This is a genomic window from Chitinivibrionales bacterium (genome assembly GCA_035516255.1).
Lineage (GTDB): Bacteria > Fibrobacterota > Chitinivibrionia > Chitinivibrionales > FEN-1185 > FEN-1185.
Genome location: DATJAL010000042.1, coordinates 41221 through 63909 on the forward strand (window position 1 = coordinate 41221; position 22689 = coordinate 63909).

At 57.6% G+C, this 22689-nt stretch carries 23 protein-coding genes; 21 read left to right on the top strand and 2 right to left on the bottom strand.

Annotation, left to right across the window (positions count from 1 at the left end; translation table 11 throughout):
- Nucleotides 1-65 precede the first annotated feature (65 nt).
- The 5 genes from VLX68_12005 to VLX68_12025 all read left to right on the top strand — a co-directional run bounded on the left by VLX68_12005 (nucleotide 66) and on the right by VLX68_12025 (nucleotide 5411).
- Complete coding sequence (locus VLX68_12005) at nucleotides 66-2054, top strand: GAF domain-containing protein (GenBank protein ID HUI92962.1); 1989 nt, start codon at nucleotides 66-68, stop codon at nucleotides 2052-2054.
- Between the two features lie 37 nt (nucleotides 2055-2091).
- Nucleotides 2092-3120 carry a lysylphosphatidylglycerol synthase transmembrane domain-containing protein gene (locus VLX68_12010; protein HUI92963.1) on the top strand — a complete coding sequence of 343 codons (1029 nt, stop codon included), beginning with the start codon at nucleotides 2092-2094 and terminating at the stop codon, nucleotides 3118-3120.
- Between the two features lie 9 nt (nucleotides 3121-3129).
- Nucleotides 3130-3873 (top strand): HAD family hydrolase, encoded by a 744-nt coding sequence (locus VLX68_12015; protein ID HUI92964.1) that lies wholly within the window; start codon nucleotides 3130-3132, stop codon nucleotides 3871-3873.
- 121 nt (nucleotides 3874-3994) lie between these two features.
- Nucleotides 3995-4264, top strand: a complete 270-nt coding sequence (locus tag VLX68_12020; protein ID HUI92965.1) for an Lrp/AsnC ligand binding domain-containing protein — start codon at nucleotides 3995-3997, stop codon at nucleotides 4262-4264.
- Nucleotides 4265-4706: 442 nt separating this feature from the next.
- Nucleotides 4707-5411 (top strand): hypothetical protein, encoded by a 705-nt coding sequence (locus VLX68_12025; protein HUI92966.1) that lies wholly within the window; start codon nucleotides 4707-4709, stop codon nucleotides 5409-5411.
- Between the two features lie 49 nt (nucleotides 5412-5460).
- On the opposite strand, the gene VLX68_12030 is transcribed toward VLX68_12025, so the two are convergent.
- A complete protein-coding gene (locus tag VLX68_12030) occupies nucleotides 5461-6600 on the bottom strand; it encodes a hypothetical protein (GenBank protein HUI92967.1) in 1140 nt (379 codons plus the stop codon).
- A gap of 296 nt (nucleotides 6601-6896) precedes the next feature.
- On the opposite strand from VLX68_12030, the gene VLX68_12035 reads away from it, so the two are divergent.
- Both VLX68_12035 and VLX68_12040 read left to right on the top strand, forming a co-directional pair.
- Nucleotides 6897-7019, top strand: coding sequence for a hypothetical protein (locus tag VLX68_12035; protein ID HUI92968.1), 123 nt, complete (start codon nucleotides 6897-6899; stop codon nucleotides 7017-7019).
- A 160-nt stretch (nucleotides 7020-7179) separates the two neighbouring features.
- Nucleotides 7180-8694 carry a glycine hydroxymethyltransferase gene (locus VLX68_12040; GenBank protein ID HUI92969.1) on the top strand — a complete coding sequence of 505 codons (1515 nt, stop codon included), beginning with the start codon at nucleotides 7180-7182 and terminating at the stop codon, nucleotides 8692-8694.
- A gap of 185 nt (nucleotides 8695-8879) precedes the next feature.
- On the opposite strand, the gene panB is transcribed toward VLX68_12040, so the two are convergent.
- Entirely contained in the window at nucleotides 8880-9692 is an 813-nt protein-coding gene (gene panB, locus VLX68_12045; protein ID HUI92970.1) for a 3-methyl-2-oxobutanoate hydroxymethyltransferase, read from the bottom strand.
- Nucleotides 9693-9776: 84 nt separating this feature from the next.
- Between panB and VLX68_12050 the strand changes: the two genes are divergently transcribed.
- The 14 genes from VLX68_12050 to VLX68_12115 all read left to right on the top strand — a co-directional run bounded on the left by VLX68_12050 (nucleotide 9777) and on the right by VLX68_12115 (nucleotide 22641).
- The gene (locus tag VLX68_12050; GenBank protein HUI92971.1) at nucleotides 9777-10379 is read left to right on the top strand and encodes a hypothetical protein; all 603 of its coding nucleotides are present in this window, start codon (nucleotides 9777-9779) and stop codon (nucleotides 10377-10379) included.
- A 125-nt stretch (nucleotides 10380-10504) separates the two neighbouring features.
- On the top strand, nucleotides 10505-11728 hold the full coding sequence (locus VLX68_12055; protein HUI92972.1) for an SGNH/GDSL hydrolase family protein: 1224 nt from the start codon (nucleotides 10505-10507) through the stop codon (nucleotides 11726-11728).
- A 153-nt stretch (nucleotides 11729-11881) separates the two neighbouring features.
- Nucleotides 11882-12331 carry a single-stranded DNA-binding protein gene (locus tag VLX68_12060; protein HUI92973.1) on the top strand — a complete coding sequence of 150 codons (450 nt, stop codon included), beginning with the start codon at nucleotides 11882-11884 and terminating at the stop codon, nucleotides 12329-12331.
- A gap of 95 nt (nucleotides 12332-12426) precedes the next feature.
- Nucleotides 12427-13101, top strand: coding sequence for a hypothetical protein (locus VLX68_12065; protein ID HUI92974.1), 675 nt, complete (start codon nucleotides 12427-12429; stop codon nucleotides 13099-13101).
- Between the two features lie 151 nt (nucleotides 13102-13252).
- The gene (locus VLX68_12070; GenBank protein ID HUI92975.1) at nucleotides 13253-13753 is read left to right on the top strand and encodes a DUF177 domain-containing protein; all 501 of its coding nucleotides are present in this window, start codon (nucleotides 13253-13255) and stop codon (nucleotides 13751-13753) included.
- Between the two features lie 252 nt (nucleotides 13754-14005).
- Entirely contained in the window at nucleotides 14006-14998 is a 993-nt protein-coding gene (locus tag VLX68_12075; GenBank protein ID HUI92976.1) for a hypothetical protein, read from the top strand.
- A 4-nt stretch (nucleotides 14999-15002) separates the two neighbouring features.
- Nucleotides 15003-15965, top strand: a complete 963-nt coding sequence (locus VLX68_12080; GenBank protein ID HUI92977.1) for a beta-ketoacyl-ACP synthase III — start codon at nucleotides 15003-15005, stop codon at nucleotides 15963-15965.
- A gap of 169 nt (nucleotides 15966-16134) precedes the next feature.
- Nucleotides 16135-17049, top strand: coding sequence for an ACP S-malonyltransferase (fabD, locus tag VLX68_12085; GenBank protein HUI92978.1), 915 nt, complete (start codon nucleotides 16135-16137; stop codon nucleotides 17047-17049).
- Between the two features lie 58 nt (nucleotides 17050-17107).
- Complete coding sequence (gene fabG / locus VLX68_12090) at nucleotides 17108-17851, top strand: 3-oxoacyl-[acyl-carrier-protein] reductase (GenBank protein HUI92979.1); 744 nt, start codon at nucleotides 17108-17110, stop codon at nucleotides 17849-17851.
- Between the two features lie 60 nt (nucleotides 17852-17911).
- The gene (locus VLX68_12095) at nucleotides 17912-18145 is read left to right on the top strand and encodes an acyl carrier protein (protein ID HUI92980.1); all 234 of its coding nucleotides are present in this window, start codon (nucleotides 17912-17914) and stop codon (nucleotides 18143-18145) included.
- Between the two features lie 20 nt (nucleotides 18146-18165).
- Complete coding sequence (fabF, locus tag VLX68_12100) at nucleotides 18166-19410, top strand: beta-ketoacyl-ACP synthase II (protein ID HUI92981.1); 1245 nt, start codon at nucleotides 18166-18168, stop codon at nucleotides 19408-19410.
- Nucleotides 19397-20194 (top strand): ribonuclease III, encoded by a 798-nt coding sequence (gene rnc / locus VLX68_12105; protein HUI92982.1) that lies wholly within the window; start codon nucleotides 19397-19399, stop codon nucleotides 20192-20194. Before fabF ends, rnc begins: the two co-directional genes overlap by 14 nt.
- Entirely contained in the window at nucleotides 20191-21348 is a 1158-nt protein-coding gene (locus VLX68_12110; protein HUI92983.1) for an acyl-CoA dehydrogenase family protein, read from the top strand. The genes rnc and VLX68_12110 overlap by 4 nt, the downstream gene beginning before the upstream one ends.
- 423 nt (nucleotides 21349-21771) lie before the next feature.
- On the top strand, nucleotides 21772-22641 hold the full coding sequence (locus tag VLX68_12115; GenBank protein ID HUI92984.1) for a DUF4912 domain-containing protein: 870 nt from the start codon (nucleotides 21772-21774) through the stop codon (nucleotides 22639-22641).
- Nucleotides 22642-22689: the final 48 nt, after the last annotated feature.

Consider the following 22689-nt stretch of genomic DNA (forward strand, 5'->3'; position numbering starts at 1 on the left):
AAGGCAAGAATGGTGGTTTACTTATACCAAGCGTTAGGCCGGACTGGAGGCCGCGCTAAAGCGCGGTGCTGCCCGGACCCCGGCGGTCTTCCGCCATCGGGCCGTGGCAGCCCGAGCCGAAGGACGACGACCCTTGGAAGCACCCGAAGGGGTGGACCGGAAGGAGGGCCGCCGCGGCGAAGCCGCGGAACGCCCAGATTTTTATTTTTTTCCAAAAATTTATAAGGTTTATGCAGCTCATCAAGGCAAAATCGCACACCATCGCCATCGTGGGCATCAACCGCGAAAGCGCCGCGGTGCTCTCCGAGCTGCTCGAGACCGAGGGAGCGCGGGTGGTGCGGATCGTCAACCACGAGACCGAAGACCTCGCCGACCTGCGGCAGTTTCCCCAGATCGACATCATCATCAACACCACCAACGATGCAAGCGTGTACCGGGCGCTGCGCAAGCTCGACCTGCCCAACGTCGACATCCTGAGCGGCCTTTCGGCGCGCATCCTGTTTTCGGCAGGCGCGCGCGAGGCTCTCGGGCCCGGGCTCACCGACGACAAAAACCGGCTGCTGAACTCCCTCCACGAGATCCGCGAGGCGATCTACCTTTCGAAGAACAAGGAGGAGCTGCTCAAGCTCGTGCTCGACGTGGCCATCCGCTCCAGCGCTGCCGACTCCGGCTCCATCATGCTCATCGACCCCAAGAAAAAAACGCTCAAGATAGAGATCGCCGAGGGGCTCGAGCCGGGCATCGTCAAATCGACGACGCAGAAGCTCGGCAAGGGCATCGCCGGCACCGTGGCCAAGACGGGCGTGCCCCTGCTCATCAAGGGCGCGGCCGACCGCGAGCGCTACGCCTCGGAGTTCGAGCGCAAGGACCTCGTGTCGTCGATCTGCACGCCGCTGCTCATCGGCGAGGAGGTGGTGGGCATCCTGAGCATCAACAGCAAGACGCCGCAGCGCGTCTTCTCGGAGGGCGACCTCGCGTATGTAAAGAAACTGGGCGATTTCACGGCCGACATCATCAAGACCTCCAAGGAATACGAGCGCTCGACCAGCTCCACCTTCTACCTGTCGCTGCTCAACAACGCGCGAGACATCCTCGGCCTCAAGTATCCGTTCGACGAACGCGTCAACCTCCTCTTGCTCAAGCTCGTCAATGCGTTCGGGGGCGAGATCTGCAACTACTATGACTATGTCCCCGAAAAGGCGGTGTTTCTCGCCAAGGCGTCGAGTTCCTTCAACATCGGATTGATAAAAGGGAAAAAACTGAAGCTCAACGAATATTTTTCGAAGCTCGTGCTCCAGGGCGGCGACAAGGTGGCGCTGTGCGTCCCGGACAAAAAGGACGGCGGCAACAAGGCGGGCGTCGGCAAATGGTACCTCATGCAGCCGGTCAAGGTGGCCGGCGACATGGTGGGCTTGCTCTTCCTGCACCTCGTGGCCGACGCCGACGACATGAAGGAGGAGTCGTCGGTGCTCGCCAAGATCGGCGGCATGATCGCAGCGGAGCTGGCCAAGAACCTCGAGATGGAGTCCTTCAGGGTGCAGTCCATCAAGTTCTCCGCGATTTCGGAGGTGTCGTTCGACCTCGCCTCGGCCCGCAACCGCGCCGAATGCGCCAACCTCATCAACTCGCACGCGTGCGTCATCCTCGAGGCCGAGAGCTCCATCCTCCGGCTTTACAACGAGAAGACGAGGGAGCTTGACATCCTCGACTCGTTCTCGCTCAAGACGTTCGCCCATCTCAAGGAACTCGAGGTGCTCGACGGCATGGTGAGCCGCGACGCGATGCTCAACAAAAACGCCATCATCATCAAGGACCTGGCGAACTCGCCGTACGGCTGGGTGGGCATGGACTCGCGCTCGGTGATGTGCATGTACCTCGAGCGCAACGGCCGTATCATCGGCACGCTGTCGCTGTATGACAAGAAATCGCTCGACCTGTACACGGCAAAGAATTTCACACAGAAAGACAAGGAAATATTCCTCAACTTCTGTCTCCAGGTCGCCAAGGCGCTCGACCGGTTCATACCGCACGAAGGCGAGGCGCCTTTGCGGTGAGTTTTTTGATCCTGTCATACAAGGAACCTGGTTTACGATGAGCGAACCGCAGCCTATTCCAAAAAAGTCCTTTCTCCTGAATAATAAAACGTTTCAAACGGCCTTCGTGTACCTTGTGGCCGCCGCGGCCCTGTGCTGGGTGTTCCACGATGTCAACTTCGGCAGCCTTAAGAAAGAATTTTTCCATATCGTCTGGCCGCTCGCGTTGCTGGGCATGCTCGTTGACATCGGCCGGTACGTCACCCAGACCATCCGGTGGAACCTGCTGCTCAGCCCGTTCGGCAGGATTTCCCTGCTCAAGACATTTCAAACGCTTTACGCGGGGATTTTCCTCAACCTCATCCTGCCCTTGCGGGTAGGCGAGGTCGCGCGCGCCTATCTTGCTTCGCGTTTTTCCGGCGCGCGCTTTTGGAGCGTGGTGTCTTCCATGGCCGTGGAATACCTGTTCGACGGCATCTGGTTTGCCGCCGGCATCGGCATCGTCGCGCTGATGGTGCCGCTGCCCGGCAACGTGCTGGTCGCCGCCAGGATCATTGGCGCGGCGGCGTTTGCAGCCGCGGCGCTCTTCGTGTTCCTTGTTTTTTTCAAAAGGGGAGGCCCGAACGCCGCGCCCGCCCGGAAAGGGATTTTCGGCAGCATCGTGCACTTTCTTGACACAACAAGAAAAGGCCTCCAGGTGATCGGCCGCACCCACCGGTTCTGGGCTTCGCTGTTTGTGTCGAGCTTCGACATCATGTTCCACATCGTGGCGTTCTGGATCCTCCTGCACGCCTACGGCATCCGCCAGCCGCTCATCGTGGCCGCCGCCGTTCTTCTGTTCATCTTCGTGGGCCTGATCATTCCCAATGCGCCTTCAAATGTCGGATCGTTCCAGTTTTTATGCGTGCTCGGCCTCCTGGCGTTCGGGGTCGATAAAACGACGGCCGGCGGGTTTTCGGTCTTTTTTTTCGTAATGGTGAATATTCCCCAGGTGGTGATCGGATGGATCTCGTTCATGAAGAGCGGCGAGAAGCTGGGCGAGATCCGCGCCCGCGTCGCGTCGCTCCGGCTTTCGAGCAAGGAGTAACACCCGTTCATGCGCTTTCATGCCGCAGTGTTCGACCTCGACGGCACGCTGCTCGACACGCTCGCCGACATCGCGGCGGCGGTGAACCGGGCGCTTGCGTCGCTTGGCCTGCCGCCGCACCAGGTTGACGACTACCGGCTTTTTGTGGGCGAGGGGATAAGGGTGCTGGCGCAGCGGGTCCTGCCGCCCGACCGGCAAAGCGACGCGGAAGTAACGGCGTGCCTGTCCGCGATCAACAGTGAATACGGAAAAGGGCTGTTCGGGGAAACGAGACCATACCCCGGCATCTCCGAACTGCTGGATGCCCTTGTCAAAAGAAAAATGTCGCTCGCGATCGTGTCCAACAAGCCGCACGACCTCACGCTCCGGTCCGTAAACAAACTTCTGGCGGGCGTTCCCTTCGGCGCGGTGCTCGGCGAGCGAAAGGGCGTTGCGACAAAGCCGGACCCTGCCATCGCCCTTGAAGCGGCCTCGCAGCTCCACGTTGAGCCCGCCGCGTGTGTTTACATAGGAGACTCGGGCATCGACATGCAGACCGCGAAGCGGGCCGGCATGTTTCCGGTGGGCGCGCTGTGGGGGTTCAGGGGAAAAGAGGAACTGGTGAGGAGCGGGGCAAGGGCGCTGATCGGAAGTCCGTTGGAACTTATAAAGGTGATCGACAACCCCTTTGAAGGCATGGCGGGCAGTATCGGAGCCAATGGCGACATGCTCAAGTCGCTCATGGACGACAAGAAATTCGAGCGCGAATTGTGAAGGCTCAGAAAAACATGCCAGTCGTCCTCAGACGAAATTTAAATTCTTGATGGTATTTAAGATCAAGGTACCGTTCCTTGACGCCGATTAAAATCGTCCCCAATAAAAAGGAGAATTTTCCATGGTCACCGCCCTCGTCCTTCTCACCGTCGACCGCGACAAGGTCGACACCATCGCGCAGCAGCTCTCCGACATGAAAGGCGTTTCGGAGGTGTATTCGGTCGCCGGCAGGTACGACCTGGCCGTGGTGATCCGCACCAAGGACAACGAGGGGCTCGCCGACCTCGTGACCGGCACCATGCTCAAGGTGAAGGGCATCCAGAAGTCGGAGACGCTCATCTCGTTCCGGGTGTATTCGAAGCATGATCTGGAGAGCATGTTCTCGATATAATAAGCTTCTTTACAAAATAAGAAAAATATGGGCGTTCCGCCGCTTCGCGGCGGCGGCCCTCCTTCCGAGCTCGGCCTTCGGCCTCGTTGCCGGACCGCCCGAAGTCGCCTTCGGCGAGGGGTCGGCCGGCAACGCGCTCTTGCGCGCCCTGCAGTCCGGCCTAACGCTTGGCATCAGTCAAACACCACTGCTGATTTATTTCTTTTGCCATCAGCGCCGCCCCCGAGGCAGGAGGATCAGCCGCTCGTGCTGTCCGAGCCCGTTAATCTTTTTTCTTACATACCGGGTGTGTTCACGAGTGGGGTTCGGGGGTGCGGCCCCCGCTCCATACAAGTAGTATAAAAATTCCATTTTATTTATACCCACTTTGTCCCGTCTATGATATAATCTGGATAAATAAGCAGTTCATTTTTGTAAAATAACGGAAGTAATTTTACTCTCCATGAGTAATGCCGGAAACGACCCCGAAAAACTCCGTGCGGAAGTGAGCCGCCTGACCCGCGAACTTGACGAATGCAACTCGAAGCTGCGCGGGCTTGAGCGGGAGCATGAGCGCCTGCGCGAGAAGGAAGAGTTCAACTTCGCGCTGTTCAACCACGGGCCCGTCACCGCCATCGTGGTGGACGTGAACGGAAAAGTGGTGAAATCGAACAGGGCGAAGCTCAGGTCGGGCGACCGCCTGCCGAACATCGGCGACGTGATGTACCGCGATTACGCCGGCAAGCACGCCATCGACATGCACGCCGAGATGATGGCGTGCATCCGGAGCGGCCAGGTCAAGGAGTTCCCGCAGCTTCCGTACGGGGGGAAATTCCTGTCCGTCACCATCGCCCCGTTCTCGAAGGGCGCCATCATCGCCTCGCAGGACATCACGGCGCGCGTGCTGGCCGAGCGCGACCGCACCGCGCTCATCGCCGAGCTGCGTAAGGCGCTTGACGAAGTGGAAACCCTCCGCGGCCTGCTCCCCATCTGCGCTTCGTGCAAGAAGATCCGCGACGACGGCGGTTACTGGAACACCATCGAGGACTACTTCTCGCACCGCACCAGGGTGGACTTCTCCCACACTCTATGCCCCGACTGCGTCCAAAAGTTGTATCCGGAATTGTGGGAGAAGATGCCGAAGCATGAGATGAAGCGGGCGGAATAAAAACTGTGGATTGATGATTGCAGGTTACAGAAATGTCAGGAAAAATGCGTTACTTCTTCTGGGTGCCTCCGTCTTCTTCGCTGCCAAAGTCCTCGTCATCCTCTTCCTCATCGTAAAATTCGTCATCGTCCTCCTCGTCCTCCAGCTCCACGCCGTCTGACAGGATATAATCATCGTCGTCTTCATCATCCTCTTCGTCCTCCCACTCATCCTCGGGATACAGGTCTTCTCCCATGTCAATCTGCTCTTCGGGTTGGCCGCCGTGGTCGAAAGGAGCGGGGGGCGGGCGAGTGCCGGCAGGAGGATCTGGCGGCAGCGGCCGCGGCGGCGCTGCATCATCGTCCATAGCCTCCTCGCGTTCCATCTGCGCAAGCTTTTTCTGTTTTCGCACGATCGCCACGCCCGCAGCGACCAGAAACAACAGCGCGACGGCGACCCAGAACGCGTAGTAATCGGCGAACACGAACGCGAGCTGGAACCGCGACGAAATGTCTTTTCTGTAAAGCGCCTCGAACTCGTTGGGCGTGACCCCAAGCACGGCGTGCAGGCCCTTCCAGAACGAGGTGGTTTTCCGCGCCATGATGAGCAGGTCGGGCACCACCTCGATGCCGCACTGGTCGATGAGGAACAGCACCGCGAGGTGGCTCTGGCAGTAGGCGAGGTCGGCGCGGTTGCGGCCGTAGCTGTTGACCGAATCGATGGAAGACAGCGGCATGAGGCTGCCCGTGAAAATCGCGGCAGACACCACGACGTTTTCCTGGAACCCGATTTCGCCCGACAGGGTCATGGCGACCCCCTCGTGGAACCAGCGCGGGATGGCCACGCCCGGATACGCCCGCGCGAGCACGGCGTGGACCAGCTCGTGCCGGGTGATCTGGCTGAAGCTCTGGTCGAGGAACGGCTTGAATTTCGTGGGAATCACGATGAGGTCGCCGCCGATGGCGCCGCCGCCTCCCCATTCGGGGAGGACATCGTCGAAATTTTCCTTTGACTTTTCGGAATAATACACGATGCGCAGCGGCCGCTCGTCGGGCCGCTGCCGCGGCGCCACCAGATGGTAGATGCGGTAATAATCGGCGGTCAACGCGGCCGTGTTCACATCGGGCGGTATGGCGCCTTCGAATTCCAGCTGGTCGGAAAAGGCAAGGGTAATATAGATTGACAGAATAATAAGGAATGATTTTTTCATGATTGGATCACCCTCACCACTTTGCCCCCTCTCCCGATGAAACGGAAGAGGGGATAGGGTGTGGTTTTCTTTTCGACCCAGGGCGTTGCCCTGGGCTATAAATATGTCACCTTTTCAGGGTGAAAAAAATTACCCCAATACCTGAAAGGGTTTCGACTTGATTATAGATCGACGATATTTTTCACAATAGTCGCCATCTTCTTCCACCGAATCAAAGCGTGTGAAGTCACCGCTGTAACGACGGCCACCCGGATGTCCGCAGACCACGGGTCTCCGGCGCCAAGGAGGGGGTATGGGTGCAGATCGCCGCCGCTCCCAGCGATTTATTTTTACTTGCCATTTTGGGAGCGGCGGAAGCTGCACCTCAGGGGGAGACCTCCCCCTCCAAATATTTATTTTATCTTTTCTTTTTCATTTAATCTAATAATAAACCCTGCCATCCCTGATATTATTTTTTAATTGAAAAATCATTTACTACGACTGGCGCATGTGATGGACCTACCATCGGGGAGTGATCTCCCGCTCTGTCGCGCGCCTGGGCAGAAGGGGCCGCAACGAAATCGTAAAAGGAGAGCGCCTATGCCGACCAATCCCGTCAAAGCCTATTGTTCCGCGACAAAACCGGCTAAAATCGAGTCCGGTTTTCTGGCCTACATCGCAAACCTCACGGAAGTTTCAAAGGTCGCGCCGAAGGTCGCCGCATCCATCGTTCAGGAGCTGGCAGACCAGCGCAGCAACCTCAAGCTCATCGCGAGTGAAAACTATTGCTCTCTGTCAACCCAGTGCGCAATGGCCAACCTGCTCACCGACAAGTATGCCGAGGGAATCCCCCGGCACCGGTTCTACGCTGGCTGCGGCAACGTTGACGACATCGAGGAATACGCGGCGCAGCAGGCGTGCAAGCTGTTCGGCTGCGAGCACGCCTATGTGCAGCCGCACAGCGGCGCCGACGCGAACCTCATCGCCTACTGGGCGATATTGAACGCTCGGGTGACCGCGCCCGCGCTCGCGAAGCTCGCCGACGACAATCCCGCGCACCTCTCGCGTCCCGACTGGGACGCAATCCGCCGCGCAGCGGGCAATCAGAGGCTGCTCGGCATGGATTATTATTCGGGCGGCCACCTCACGCACGGGTACCGGCAGAACGTGTCGGCGCAGATGTTCGACGCCTACACCTACAGCGTGAATAAGGATACGGGCCTTCTTGACTATGAAGAAATCGAGAAAATGGCCCTGGAAATAAAGCCGCTCATCCTGCTTGCGGGGTACAGCGCCTATCCGCGGCGCATCAGTTTTAGGCGGCTCCGCGAGATCGCGGACAAGGCTGGAAGCGTGCTCATGGTAGACATGGCGCATTTTGCCGGGCTCGTTGCCGGCGGCGTGTTTTCCGGTGAATTCAATCCGGTGGCGCACGCGCAGGTGGTGACCACCACCACGCACAAGACCCTGCGCGGCCCGCGCGGCGGCCTGGTGCTGTGCACCGGGGAATTCGCAGAGCACGTTGACAAAGGGTGTCCGCTCGTGATCGGCGGTCCGCTCGGCCACATCATCGCCGCAAAGGCCGTCGCGCTCACCGAGGCGAACACGGCCAAGTTTAAAACGTACGCACGGAAAATCGTGGAGAATTCTGCGGCGCTCGCGCAGGCCTGCATCGCCGAGGGCCTCACCCTGGCGACGGGCGGCACCGACAACCACCTCATGCTGATCAACGTGCGGCAGGCCGGCCTCACCGGCCGCCAGGCCGAGAGCGCCCTGCGCGAATGCGGGATCACGCTCAACCGCAACTCGCTGCCCTTTGATCCCAACGGCCCGTGGTACACGAGCGGCCTTCGCATCGGCACGCCCGCAGTCACCACGCTCGGCATGGGCAAGCGGGAAATGGCCGTGATTGCCTCGATCCTTGCCGACGTGATAAAGGCCACCAAGCCCGAAATCACCGCGACCGGCGAGAATGCCGGCAAGCCGTCAAAAGCAAAATACGTGATTGACGCAAATGTCAAGAAGCAGGCGAGGGAACGGGTGCTTAAATTGCTGGATAAATTCCCGGTATATCCGCAGATTGATTTGGAGTTTTTAAAAAAATATTTCAAATAAGAATATTTTATCGGGGGAGGTATCCCCCTCGCTCCGGCCCGGCCGCGCCCTAATATGTTTCACCAAATCGTATCCGTAAATTTGCGCGGCCGGGTACCGGAACCCGGAAGGACGGCCGACCTCGCTGTGGAGGGGCGGTTCGTGAACCGCCCCTCCACAGCGAGGGAACGCCCAATGTTAATAAATCAAATATCCAATTCGGCCAGAATATTTTCATCCAACTTTGACGAATTTGCCGCCGTGGGGAACCTTCTTTTTCTCACGTCAAGAATATATTGGCTCACCGCTTTTGAAATAATTTCCTTCCCATTGGCAAAAGTCTTGACATGCCGGAATATCACCGGCGAAAGCCCCAGCATGTCGTGCCACACCAGCACCTGGCCGTCGCAGTAGGGCCCTGCGCCGATGCCGATGGTGGGGATACTGAGCAGCTTGGTAATGTATTGCGCAAGCTGCATGGGCACCATCTCAAGCACGACCATGAACGCGCCGGCCTTCTCGAGCGCCAAAGCGTCATGGACAAGCCGCGTTGCCTCTTCGGGCGTTTTCCCGACGACGCGGGGACGCGGACATGACTGCGGCAAGTATCCAAGATGGCCGCACACCGGGATGCCGTTATTGCGGAGCAAGGCGATCTGTTTGATGATAGTACTGCCGCCTTCCATTTTAACGGCCCCGGCGCCGCTCTTGACAAAACGGATGGCGTTCTTCAGGGCAAGGGAAGGGGTCGCGTACGAGCGGTACGGCATGTCGGCAAAGACCGGCACACCGCCGGCGCCGCGGCAGACCGCCGCGGCGTGGTGGAGCATGTCGTCCATGGTCACCTGCCGCTCGTGGGAGTATCCGAGCACGTTGGTGCCCACGCTGTCTCCCACAAGAATGACGTCGACGCCGGACTGTGACAGAATACGCGCGGAAGGAAAATCGTAGGCCGTGAGCATGGTGATGGGCCGGCCCGACTTCTTTTGCCTGAGAAAAGAGGATCCTGATATTTTCATGACGCCTGCGCCGATGAAGGATGTAAACTATTTTTCTATCGTTCTTTTATGTAAAAATACATATAATTTTGTTGAGATAATACCATGACAAGAAATCGGCATATAAAATCCTTTTTTTTAAACGCCGCATTTTGCGCGCTTTTTCTGCTGCTGCCGCCCCAAGCCCTGTTTGCGCAGATGTTCCATGTCGATTCGGTGCGCGCCTGCAGCGCGCCGACAGTCCACAGCGACACGCTTTTCTACACCCTCGACTGCTATTTCCGGGAAAAGCCGGTGAATTACTGGTCGTACTATGACCGTATTCTTAACGCGGTGGTCATCGAATTCATCGACAACCTCCTCATGGCGCCCGAGGTGACCTTCCCGCACAACAATCCGTTCAAGGAATTCAAGGCAAAGGCCGTTGAGACAAAAATGGCGCTTTCAGGCGTGATGACCAGGGTGGCCATCCGCCTCGACAAGGGACCGGCCGGGGAACAATCGTGGAATTACAGCATGTCGCTGCGCACCAACACGGCGCTTCGCATCACCATATGGAAAAAAATGGAGTTGTCGCAGCAGAAAATGGAAAAAGAGAACAGGGCGCGTTTTATAACCTCTTTCATGATAGGGCTTTCAATTTCCGTTGCGATCATCGCCGCTGGGGTGATTTTTTTCCTGAACCTCAATACGGCAAGCAAACCGTAGTGGGGCAGCATACTGGATTTACTCTTGGGAATTTAAGATGTAGCAAGTATCAATGAAATGATCTTTACGGGCGCCCCTATTACTTTATTACTGTATCCTTCTTGAACAAGAATGATATTTATCCTATGCAAAGATGCCTTCTTATTCTTTTGATTCAATTCCAGTTTATTTTTTCCGGATGCGTCCGCATAAATTCGGTTAAAGAAGTACATCCTGTCAAATATTCCGACTGGGATACTTCATTTACCGTTGACCACGCTGTTTTTTCCGATACTACCACTCTTGCCCGCTCGATAGTCTCCAAAGGCAACAATAGTAGAATGTGGAAATTTCTCAATAAAATATCAAGCGGCATGGCGGTACGCATGGGCTTCATCGGCGGCTCTGTGACAGCAGGCGTTGGTGCCTCTTCGCCGTTGAATGATTATCCCAGCTTACTTTGTTCGTTCATAGGTAAAATTTACCCTGGCTGCCGGATCGAACAGATTAATGCCGGCGTCGGAGGCACTGGAAGCAGGTTTGCCTGCTCGCGAGCGGCGGATGATCTTTTGTCAAAATCCCCTGATTGCATCATCATCGAATTTGCAGTAAATGACGATCCCTTGGATTCTTTCGGCACCATGGCCTCAATGGAGGGTCTTGTGCGGCAATGCCTGCAAAACCCTGATGTGCCGGTGATAATGCTGTTTTATATGAACAAAACCGGTGACACCGTAAACCAATCGTTTCACGACAGGGTAGGAAGCCAATATTCTCTGCCGATGGTCAGTTACCGTAACGTGTGCTGGCCTCTTGTTCAGAGTGGTGCCATCAACCTCGATTCAATTTATTTCGATGCGATTCATCCGAACGATCATGGGCATCTGATTTGTGCGTATCTACTGTTTTCTTTGATGCGCCAGGTTGCACTTGAACATTCAGCGGACCCTGATATTCCCATTCCTTCGCCACTCATCACGGATCTCTATCAATATGCCGGCATCATGAAAAAGGCTGACACTTCTTTATCAGTTGCCGCATCGGGCGGTTGGACAGACACGCTCCGTGAGCTTAACCGATTCGGATTTATTTCAAGCCACTCCGCAGATAGTCTTATTATTGGAACTCACACTCGTGAGGTCACAATCGGTTACCATGTTTCCAAAGACCATTCGGCACGCATGGAAATCCTTCTCGATAATTTCGTTGTTGACACTGTTTCAAATTACTTCGCCGATGATTGGGGCGGCGGTCAAATGGACTTGAAAAGGGTATTTGTCGATTTGGGAGGATCACGAAGCCATAAACTGACATTGATCACCTTAGATAACGACTTATTTACAATTGACTATTTTCTTTATGCAAGATAGAAAGTGAAACTCCAGCGGTTGAAGTCCCCTCGTCATGCGCAAACCCCGCCCGCAGCCCCATATCTCACAGTGGTTTTCCTCTTTCACATAATGTAGATTATTACAACATAAATTCCGTCCTTTCCGCACCTGAGCTTTTTTTTGGAGGACTTAATGGCAGGCGTAAACAAGGCAATCCTTATCGGCAATCTGGGAAAAGACCCTGAGCTTAAATATCTGCCCAGCGGCCAGGCGGTCGCGAACTTTCCCCTTGCGACCACGGAGCGAAGGACCGATAAAAACGGCCAGCGCCAGGAGCGTACCGAATGGCACAACATCGTCGTGTACGGGAAAACCGCAGAGGTCGTCAACCAATACCTCAAGAAAGGCCGCAGCGCCTACATTGAGGGAAGGATAACCACGCGCTCGTGGGACGACAAGGACGGGAATAAACGGTACAAGACCGAGATCATCGCCAACACCGTGCAGTTTTTGGGCGGCCCCGGCGGCGCGGGACAGCAGGAGCCAAGCGCTACGCCGGACGTGGTTGCGGATTCGTCCGGAGACGGCGATGCCGCTCCCGCGGCGGGTCCTGCGGGTGCTTCAGACGATCTGCCGTTTTAAGTTGAATCCGTTTCTCCCAGTTGCTATAGACGGTGATTAAGTTCTATATTTTCTTTATACGAAGGCAGTAACCATTTAACGAAGGATACCTGACTATGAGCGTAGAAATTCTTCTTCTCGTCGTTCTGGCCGGCATAACGCTTCTCTCGTACATGGTTGCCATCAATTCGCACGGACCGACGCGGCTTTCCATTTCGTACCTTATCGCCACCGTGATACTGGCGGGCACGGTATGGGTTACGGTCCAATATGTCAACAACGATCAGAACGCCAGGAACAGGGAGGAACTCAAGCGGCTTGAGCTCGAAAAGAACAAGGCCGAGGAGCAGGCGCGGTCCAAGGATCAGCAACTCCAGAACGCGATGAAGGAAAACAAGGACAGGGCCGGCATGGCTGCCAAGCTCAATGCCATCATCTCGAGCGGCAACACGCTTGCATCGCAGATGATAAACACCGACCTGCGCGACCAGTCGCTGGAGCTCGACGCGCTCGTCGGCCGGGCGGCGGACACCCGCCGGCGGAGTGAAGACCTTGCCACCGAATTCGGGAAAATCGCCATCACCGACAATGCCTTTTCGATGAGCGCAACGCAGATAAAAGACGCGCTCACCCTGCTTACCGAGGCGTCGCAGTATTTTGTTTTGTACTATAAGGCCGAAGATTCGGCGCAGGAAGAGCTGCGCGAGCGCATCATGCGGTCGAAAGCGAGAACGGCGCGCGAAAATCTTGAAAAGGCCAGCGCCGCCATCGCAGCGATCAATACGCAGTAGGGCCCCGGCCTTAATCCCTGGCGCACAAGCGGACCATGGCTGCCGTTCTGGCAGCCATGGTCCGCTTCGGCTTTTTTACATAAAAACGGCAGGGCATATTGTTTCCTTGACAGTTTTTAGCATGAGGAATTATTTTGAAGGCTTTGCAAACATGCTGCTTACCATAAGAAAAATACCCGAGGGACACAGCGTTCTTTCTCAAAGCGTGCCGGTGAGCGGTGAAAAAGCCGAAGGGCTAGTCACGGCCGGGGATGTCGCCTGCAAGGCGGAAATCGACCGCCTGCAGTCGCAGATCCACCTCAAGCTCACCTACGATTGCGTGGTCAGGACGCAGTGTTCCCGTTGCCTTGCGCCGGTGGACTGTCCCGTTTCCGGGGAATTCCGGATCGTGATGCAGGAAAAATCTCGGGTGCCGGCCCGCAACGCGCTGCCTGATGAAGAGGTCGACCTTTTCTTCACGGAGGCAGACGACACGGTGGACCTGGCGCCGTTGATTTACGAGGAAATTCTGCTGTCGCTTCCTATGAAGCCGCTGTGTTCCGAATCGTGCACGGGGATACCGGCGGGTCACGACCAGGCAATAACCGTTGAATACGAAAAAGCGGTTGATCCGCGCTGGGAAGCGCTTAAGAAATTGCAGAAGAAGAAATAAACACGACTGGAATACCATACAGGAGGAATAATGGCCCTTCCGAAGAGACGGCTTTCAAGCACGAGGCGGGACAAGCGCAGGACGCATTTCAAGTTGAGGCCCACGGCCCCGACATTGTGCTCCCATTGCAAACAACCGAAAATGGCCCACCGCATTTGCAGGAACTGCGGTTTTTACGCCGGCGTGGAACGGATCCAGCCGGAAGATTAACGTTGCCGCTGCAGCGAACCATACACCTCAACAAGATTTACCATGCGCCCCATCCGCCTTGCCGTTGATGTGATGAGCGGCGATCATGGCTCGCGGGTGATCCTCGACGGGATCATCGAAGCCAGGCGTCTGGTTCATGATCCTTTTGCCGTTTATTTGTGCGGTGACGCGGCCAAAATCCGTTCGCTGCTGAAGGACGCGGGGATTTCCGAGCAGGAGGAGAAGGGGCGGCTGTTCATCGAGCATTGCGCCGACCGGGTGATGCAGGGAGAAATTCCGTCGCGGGTGTGGAAAACGCACGCGGACGCGCCCATAATAAAAATCGTCACGCTGCAGAAGCAGGGCACGGCCGACGCTTCGATCAGCGCGGGAGACACGGGTGTTCTGATGGGCGCGGCGCTGTTCATCCTCGGCAGGCCCAAGGGCGCGCTGCGTCCGGCGCTCGCGGCTTTTCTGCCCACTACCGGAAAGCGTCCCGTCCTTCTTCTTGACGTTGGTGCGAACCTGAACTGCCGCGCCGACCATCTCGTTTCGTTCGGCGTGATGGGATATTCGTATGTCAAGAAATACTTCGCGCTGTCCACGCCGCGGCTCAAGCTGCTCAACATCGGAGTTGAGCCCACGAAAGGCACCCGCACCCTTCTGGAGGCGGGGCAGAAGCTTTCGCGGCTGTGCAGGGGATACGCCGGTTTCATCGAAGGGTCCGGCGTTCTGCAGGGAGAAGCCGACGTGGTGGTGTGCGACGGGTTCGCCGGCAACGTCCTGCTCAAGGCCGCCGAAAGTTTTCACCTGCTGGCAAAAAGCGTGCTGGCAAAAAACGCGGGGCTCATGGAAACCATTCACGGCGCAATGGACGGCGTGCTGAACCCCGAGAATTACGGCGCGGTGCCGTTTCTGGGCATACGGGGCATCGTCCTCAAGGCGCACGGGAGCTCCTCGGCGCGCGCGATCGCCAACGCGATTATCACCGCGATAACAACGGTGCGGAAAAACGTACTTGCAGACACCATGATTTCGGACGTGAAAGGCGCATAAGAACGTGACACAGCAGCGAAGAACGCGCATCGTTTCGGTGGGAAGCTGCCTTCCCGAACGGGTCCTTTCCAACCGCGACCTCGAACAGTTGCTTGACACATCGGACGAATGGATCGCCACGCGCACCGGCATCCGCACACGCCGCGTGTTCGCAAAAGGCCAGGAGTCCCCCGCCTACGAGCTGGGCGGCAAGGCGGCATTGAGCGCGCTCAGCAACGCAAAATGTCTGCCCGAGGACATCGACGGCATCATCTGCGCCACGTTCACCCCCGATTATTTCTTTCCGTCAACGGCCTGCAAAATCCAGCAGTACATCGGCAACACCCGTGCCTGCGCCTTCGACGTTTCCGCCGCGTGTGCGGGCTTCGTGTACGGGCTTTCCATCGCTCATTCCATGATTCTTACCGGTCAATGCAAACGGATGCTCGTGGTGGGCGCCGAAATAATCTCAAAGACGCTCGACTGGAAAGACCGCTCCACCTGCATCCTCTTCGGCGACGGGGCCGGGGCGGTGGTGGTCGAGGCGCACACCGGCGGCGACCGGGGCATCCTTTCCACCTTCATGAGAAGCAACGGCGCGCATGGAGACATCCTGCAGCTGCCGGCTTGGGGAGAACCCCGATATATGAAGATGAACGGGAACGAGGTGTACAAACACGCGGTGCGGCTCATGGGCGAGGCCATCGAACAGGGCGTGAGCCAGGCGGGCCTTCGCCTGAGCGATATCGACCTTGTCATTCCACACCAGGCGAACATCCGCATCATCAACGCCGTCGCCAAGCACCTCGGCATCCCGCGCGCGAAGGTGGTGACGAATCTTGACAAATACGGAAACACCTCGTCCGCCTCGATCCCGCTGGCGCTCGAAGACGCGTGGCGCGACGGCCTGGTGAAGGACGGGACCGTGGCGGTCTTCACGTCGCTCGGCGGCGGGCTGGCGTGGGGCAGCGTTGTGGCAAGGTTTTAAGAAAAATCGCCATAGAGACACCGTAAAACGTGAAGAGCGCAGAGTGAATAGTGAAGAGTGGAAAAAAAATCGCCTTGTTTCTATTTTACTCTTTACTCTTAACTCTTAACTATTAACTCTTCACTCTCCGTTGCGAAGTGTTTACAAATCTCACTTGGAGAACAGATTAATGAGATATACGTTCTTGTTCCCCGGCCAGGGCTCGCAGAAGGTGGGTATGGGCCGGACCTTTTTCGATTCTTCCGAGGCGGCGCGGCGCCGGTTTGACGAATGCAACCAGGTACTGGGACACGACCTTGTGAAAGTCATTTTCAACGGCCCGGAAGATCTGCTCACCCAAACGCAGAACACCCAGCCCGCGCTTTTCACCGTGGAAGCAATCATCTGCGACACGCTGAAGGAAAAAGGCATCGTGCCTTCGCTTGCGGCCGGGCATTCGCTCGGAGAATACGGCGCGCTATATGCGGCGGGCGTTTTTTCGTTCCGCGACGGGCTTGCGATTGTGGCGAAAAGGGGGGCGCTCATGGCCGCCGCAGGGCAAAAGACGCCCGGCGCCATGGCGGCGATCGTGGGCCTTGACAAAAAGAAAATCCACGACGCCATTACAGGGGTCGGCGGCACCGTTGTATGCGCGAATGAAAACAGCCCGGAACAGACCGTGATTTCCGGGGAAATACCGGCCGTGACCAAGGCATGCGAGGCATGCAAGGCGGCCGGCGCGAAACGCGCGGTGATGCTGCCCGTAAGCGGAGCGTTCCATTCGCCGCTCATGGCGCCGTCGGCCGAGGAGTTCGCGGCGTTCATCGGGCCCGTGGCTTTTTCCGACGCGGCCTGCCCCGTGATCGCAAACGTCACCGCAAAGCCGGAAACCTCGGGAGCGGCGATAAAGAAGCTTCTTGTCAAGCAACTCACCTCGCCGGTGAAATGGGTCGATTCGGTCGCCTTCGTTTCGGAAAGCGATCACGGCACCCTGTGCGAAACCGGGCCCGGCACCGTGCTCGCCGGTCTGGTAAAAAAATGCAATCCTGCTTTGAATGTTGTTCCGTGCGGAACCATTGAAAACATATTTTCTTTGGTTCGTTGAAAGTAATGTATCAAGCGTAATTATTTTTGATTAATTTTACTATTTCGTAGAATCGAATATGATCCAACTTTCCGGAAAAAACGCACTGGTGACCGGCGCGGGCCGCGGCATCGGCAGGGAAATCGCCCTGACGCTTGCGAAGGCCGGGGCAAACGTCGGCGTGTGCGATGTCGACCTTGCCACGGCCCAGAGCACGGCGGCGGAGGTACAGGCGCTTGGCGTCAAATCCCTTGCGCTGCGCTGCGACGTCTCCAAGGCCGCCGACATCGCCGAAACGGTTGCGGCATTTTGCGGGCAATTTCCCGCGATCGACATCCTTGTCAACAACGCCGGCATCACGCGCGACGGACTTATTGTGCGGATGAAGGAGGAAGACTGGGACCTCGTGCTTTCCATCAACCTCAAGAGCGCGTTCTTATGTTGTAAAGAAGTGTCGCGCCTGATGATGAAAGCACGTTCGGGTAAAATCGTCAACATCGCCTCGGTCGTCGGCCTCATGGGAAATGCGGGGCAGGCCAATTACTCGGCGTCCAAGGCCGGGCTCATCGGGCTCACCAAGACGCTTGCAAAGGAATTCGCGGGCCGCAACATCCAGGTGAACGCGGTGGCGCCGGGATTCATCCAAACCGCAATGACCGACAAGCTCTCGCCGGCCGACAAGGACAAGCTCGCATCGCTCATCCCCATGCAGCGGCTGGGCGCGCCGGCCGACGTGGCCAACGCGGTGCTGTTTTTGTCATCAACGCTTTCCGACTACATCACCGGCCAGGTGATAACGGTGGATGGCGGGCTTGTAATGTAAACGGGAAATTATCATTTTATAGTGGTTTAAATCATGTAACACCTTTGAAAGGAGTTAAGTGTGAGCGAGAAAGAAACCAAGATTAAGCAGATTATCGCGGAGAAGCTTGGTGTATCGGAGGACAAAGTGACGCCGCAGGCTTCGTTTGTGGAAGATCTTGGCGCAGATTCCCTCGATCAGGTCGAGCTCATCATGGCGTTTGAGGACGCGTTCGACATCGAGATCCCGGACGAAGACGCGGAAAAGCTCCGCACCGTCAAAGACGCCACGGATTATCTCGAGAAGAAGCTGTAACCGCAAACGAAAGCTCCCTGATGTCCAAGCGAGTCGTGGTCACCGGTCTGGGGGTCGTGAGCCCTGTGGGCAACACGGTCCCATCCTTCTGGGAATCCCTTGTCGCGGGCAAATCCGGCATCGGCGCCATCACGCTGTTCGATACCGCGAATTACCCGTCGAGAATCGCCGGGGAAGTGAAAGGGCTTGACTTTTCCACCCTCGTCGATCTCAAGGAAGCCAACAGGACCGACCGTTTCATCCTGTTCGGGCTTGCCGCGGCCGACATGGCGATCAAAGATGCAATGCTCGACTTGGCATCCGAAGACCTCACCCGCATCGGCACGGTCATCGGCTCCGGCATCGGCGGCCTTCGGACGCTCGAAAACGAGCATTCGAAACTGGCGTCGAGGGGCCCGAGTCGCGTCTCGCCGTTTCTGATCCCCATGATGATCCCGGACATGGCGGCCGGAAGGGTCTCCATCGGGTTTGGCCTCAAGGGGCCGAATTACAGCGTGGTGAGCGCCTGCGCGTCCGGCAGTCATGCCATCGGCGATTCGTTCCTCATGCTGAAGGCCGGGATGATGGATGTCGCGGTGACCGGCGGCGCCGAAGCCGCCATAACCCCGCTTTCGTTTGCCGGTTTCTGCTCGATGAAGGCGCTTTCGACGCGCAACGACATTCCGCAAAAGGCAAGCTCGCCGTTCGACAAGAAGCGCGACGGGTTCGTGATGGGAGAGGGCGCGGGCATCGTGGTGCTCGAGACGCTCGAACACGCTCTCGCGCGCAAGGCGCACATCTACGCTGAGCTTTTGGGATACGGCGCCACCGGCGACGCCTTCCATTTCACCGCCCCGGCCGAAGACGGCGAGGGCGCCCAACGCTCCATGATCATGTCGCTCGCAACGGCCGGGCTCCCGCCGGACAAGATCGATTACATCAACGCGCACGGCACCTCCACCGATCTCAACGACAAGATCGAGACCTTCGCGATAAAGAAGGTGTTCGGGGGGCATGCCGCAAAAGTAAACATCAGTTCCACGAAATCAATGACCGGCCACTGCCTCGGCGCATCGGGCGGCATCGAGTTCATCGCGTCGGTGATGTCGCTTTGCCATGACGTGATCCACCCCACCACCAATCTCGACGACCCGGACCCGGCGTGCGACCTCGACTACACCCCGAACAAGGCCGTGCAGCGGAAGGTGCGTTACATCATGAGCAATTCCTTCGGTTTCGGCGGCCACAATGCCTCGCTCGTTGCTGGAAAATATGAACCGGCCTAGGCAGCCCGGCACCCTGCTGCGGCTCATTTTCCCCTTTCGAAATCCCGACCGCCACACGCCGCCGTCGCTTGCGAAATGCCAAAAGGCCATCGGTTACCGGTTCCGTAACAAACAGTTGCTCATGCTGTCGCTCACGCACAAGTCGTCGGTGGGCCCGGACGACAAGAAGGGCCTGCGGTCCAACGAGCGGCTCGAGTTCCTCGGCGACGCCGTGCTCAACTGTCTGGTCACCGAGCACCTGTACCGCGTCTATCCGAAAAAAACCGAGGGCCAGCTCTCCAAGGTGAAGTCGCTCGTGGTGAGCCGCAAGATCCTCGGCGAGATCGCGCAGGCGCTGAACCTGGGCGAGTTCCTCGTGTTCGGGTATTCGGAGAAGAAATCGGGCGGCGACCACCGGCTGTCCATCCTGAGTAACGCGTTCGAGGCCGTGCTCGGCGCCGTCTACCTCGACGGCGGCCTTGACAAAGCAAGAAAGTTCCTCGAGAAATTCCTGTTCGGCAGCATCGACGCGTTTCTCAGCGACGAGAGCAACATCAACCATAAGAGCCGGATCCTCGAACTGTCGCAGCGCGACGGTTTCGGCATTCCCCGGTACAAGGTGGTGTCGGCGCGCGGGCCCGAGCACGCAAAGGAATTCACGATCCAGATCGAGGTGGGCGGCGCCGTGCTCGGCGAGGGCTCCGGTCCCAACAAGAAAATCGCCGAGCAGAACGCCGCGCGCGCGGCGCTGCACTCGTACAGCAAGGAAGCCATTCTCTACAGCAAAGGAGCAGAAACGCCATGAACTGGTTTTTAACCGAAGAACAGCGGATGATCGTCGACACCGCACGGGAGCTCGCGCAGAAGAAGATCCTCCCCGTGCGCGAGCGCTACGACCATGAGGGCATATTCCCGTGGGACGTGGTGAAGGCGTGCGCCGAGGCCGATTTATGCGGGCTTTACATCCCGGAACAGTACGGCGGCCTGGGCGGCGGCGTGTTCGAGCTCTGCCTCGCGGTCGAGGAAATGTCGAAGGTGGACGGAGGCATCTCGCTCGCCATCGCCGCAACGGCGCTCGGCACGTTCCCCCTCCTGCTGTTCGGCACCGAGGAGCAGAAGAAGAAATACCTGCCCGACATCGCGGCCGGAAAAAAGCTCGCGGCCTTCGGCCTCACCGAGGCGAACGCCGGCTCGGACGCGCTCGGCATGAAGACCACGGCGGTCCTTCAGGGCGACCACTATATGCTCAACGGCACCAAGCAGTGGATCACCAACGGGGAGAATGCCGAGATCTATACCGTCATGGCGAAAACGAATCCGGCCAAGGGGGCGCGCGGCATCAGCGCGTTCATCGTTGAAAAGGGCACGCCGGGGTTCTCCTTCGGCAAGCACGAGGACAAAATGGGAATCCGCGCCTCGAGCACCACCGAGCTGGTGTTCCAGGAATGCAAGATACCCAAGGCCAATCTGCTGTCGCGCGAGGGCATGGGTGCCATCGTGACCATCAGCACGCTCAACTACTCGCGGCCCGGCGTGGGAGCGCAGGCGCTCGGCATCGCGGCCGGCGCGCTCGAGGACGCCGTGAAATATTCCCGCGAGCGCGTCCAGTTCGGCGCGCCCATCTCGTCGTTCCAGGCGGTCCAGCACCTGCTCGCCGACATGGCCACGCAGGTGGAGGCGGCGCGCGCCCTCATGTACGCGACCGCCAAGACCATTGACGCAGGGGAAAAGAAGTTCGCCAAGGAGTCGGCCATGACCAAGCTGTTCTGCTCCGACACGGCCATGAAGGTGACGGTCGATGCGCTGCAGGTGATGGGCGGCTACGGCTACATGCGCGAATACCCCATGGAAAAGCGCATGCGCGACGCGAAGATAACGCAGATCTATGAGGGAACCAACCAGATACAGAGGAATGAGATAGCTCTCGCGTTAATCAAGGGCGCGGCAAGCGCGGAATAAATTGACAAGAAGATAATTAGAGTTGGGCGTTTCCCTCAGTGCTAAAATAAAAGTTTTAGCACCGGGGGTCGGTTCTCCTCCGGGCTCGGCCGGCAATGCGCTCTGGCGCACCCTCCGTCGCCCCTAACGCGCGGACAAAAGTGGCTTAGCCGCGATTTGTATTTTCTCGAATAAATCCAGCGGCAACTTATCTCTTTTGTTAAAAAATAGCGAACAGCTGCGGCAGCTGAACTTTTTTTCCGCGCGCCAGCCCGAGCCGAAGGCGAGACCGGAAGGAGGGCCGCCGCCGTTTCGGCGGGGCGCACAATTTTATATTTTTATCCATAACTTTTTAGTTTGGCCTTATCAGTTGTCGTCCTTATTACTTCCTATTATATTATGGAATATCCTGATCAGTTAAAATGCAATCAGGGGAGGTTTATCATGGCGGCGAAAACCGGAAAAAAGGTAAAGGGAAAAAGCGTGTCAAAGGCGGTAAAAGCGTTTTTAAAGAGAAAACCTGCCCCCGCTGAGAAGAAGCCTGCCGCGAAAATAATGCCCGTGACCAAAAAAGCCACGGCCGTCAAAAAAACCGAGCCGCCCAGACTTACCGGCGGTCATGCGGTTAGTCCGGTAAAAGTCGCTATGCCCGAAAAGCCGCGCTCCGTGGCCGCGCAACCGCGGGCCGCGGCGCCGCAGCAGCCCGACACGGGCTATATTTCACAAATGTCAAACGCCGCGGGTCCCAAGTACTTCTTCCACTCCGATGTCCCCGATGAGTATAACGACACTTATATGCGCGCGCTGCCGCGCGATCCGGAGTGGATTTTCGTGTACTGGGAAATAAGCGAAGCCGCGCGCGGCGAGCTCAAGAAAAAAATGGGCGAGGAGGCCTATCATTCATCCAAGAAGCTGCTGCGCCTCTCCGACGTGACCGGCAGAACCTACGACGGCTCCAATGCGCACGGCTACACCGACGTCGAGATCAACGATTACGCGAACAACTGGTACATCAGGGTTCCCGCGCCGGGCCGTACCTACCTTGTCGAATGCGGGTTCCTCACCGCTGAAGGAAGGTTTTTTCTCGCCGTGCGGTCGAACACGGTCAACGTTCCGCCGTTCGGCCTGAGCGCGAACAGGGAAGACGAGCTGGCCGGCACCGACGAGCTTTTGCGCATGTCAAGCACAGGCCTCAAACGCGGCCTCGGCTCGAGCGGGCAGCGTTTCGGCGCGCTCGCGGAGCGCGGGGAGATCAACCTCGGGCTTTCGAGCGGGTCGGGGTCGGGCATGTTCGGCGCGCCGAGCAGCAAATAAAGTGTATTGTCCGGTGATTGCTCGCGTGATCATCTGATTGCGTAGGTC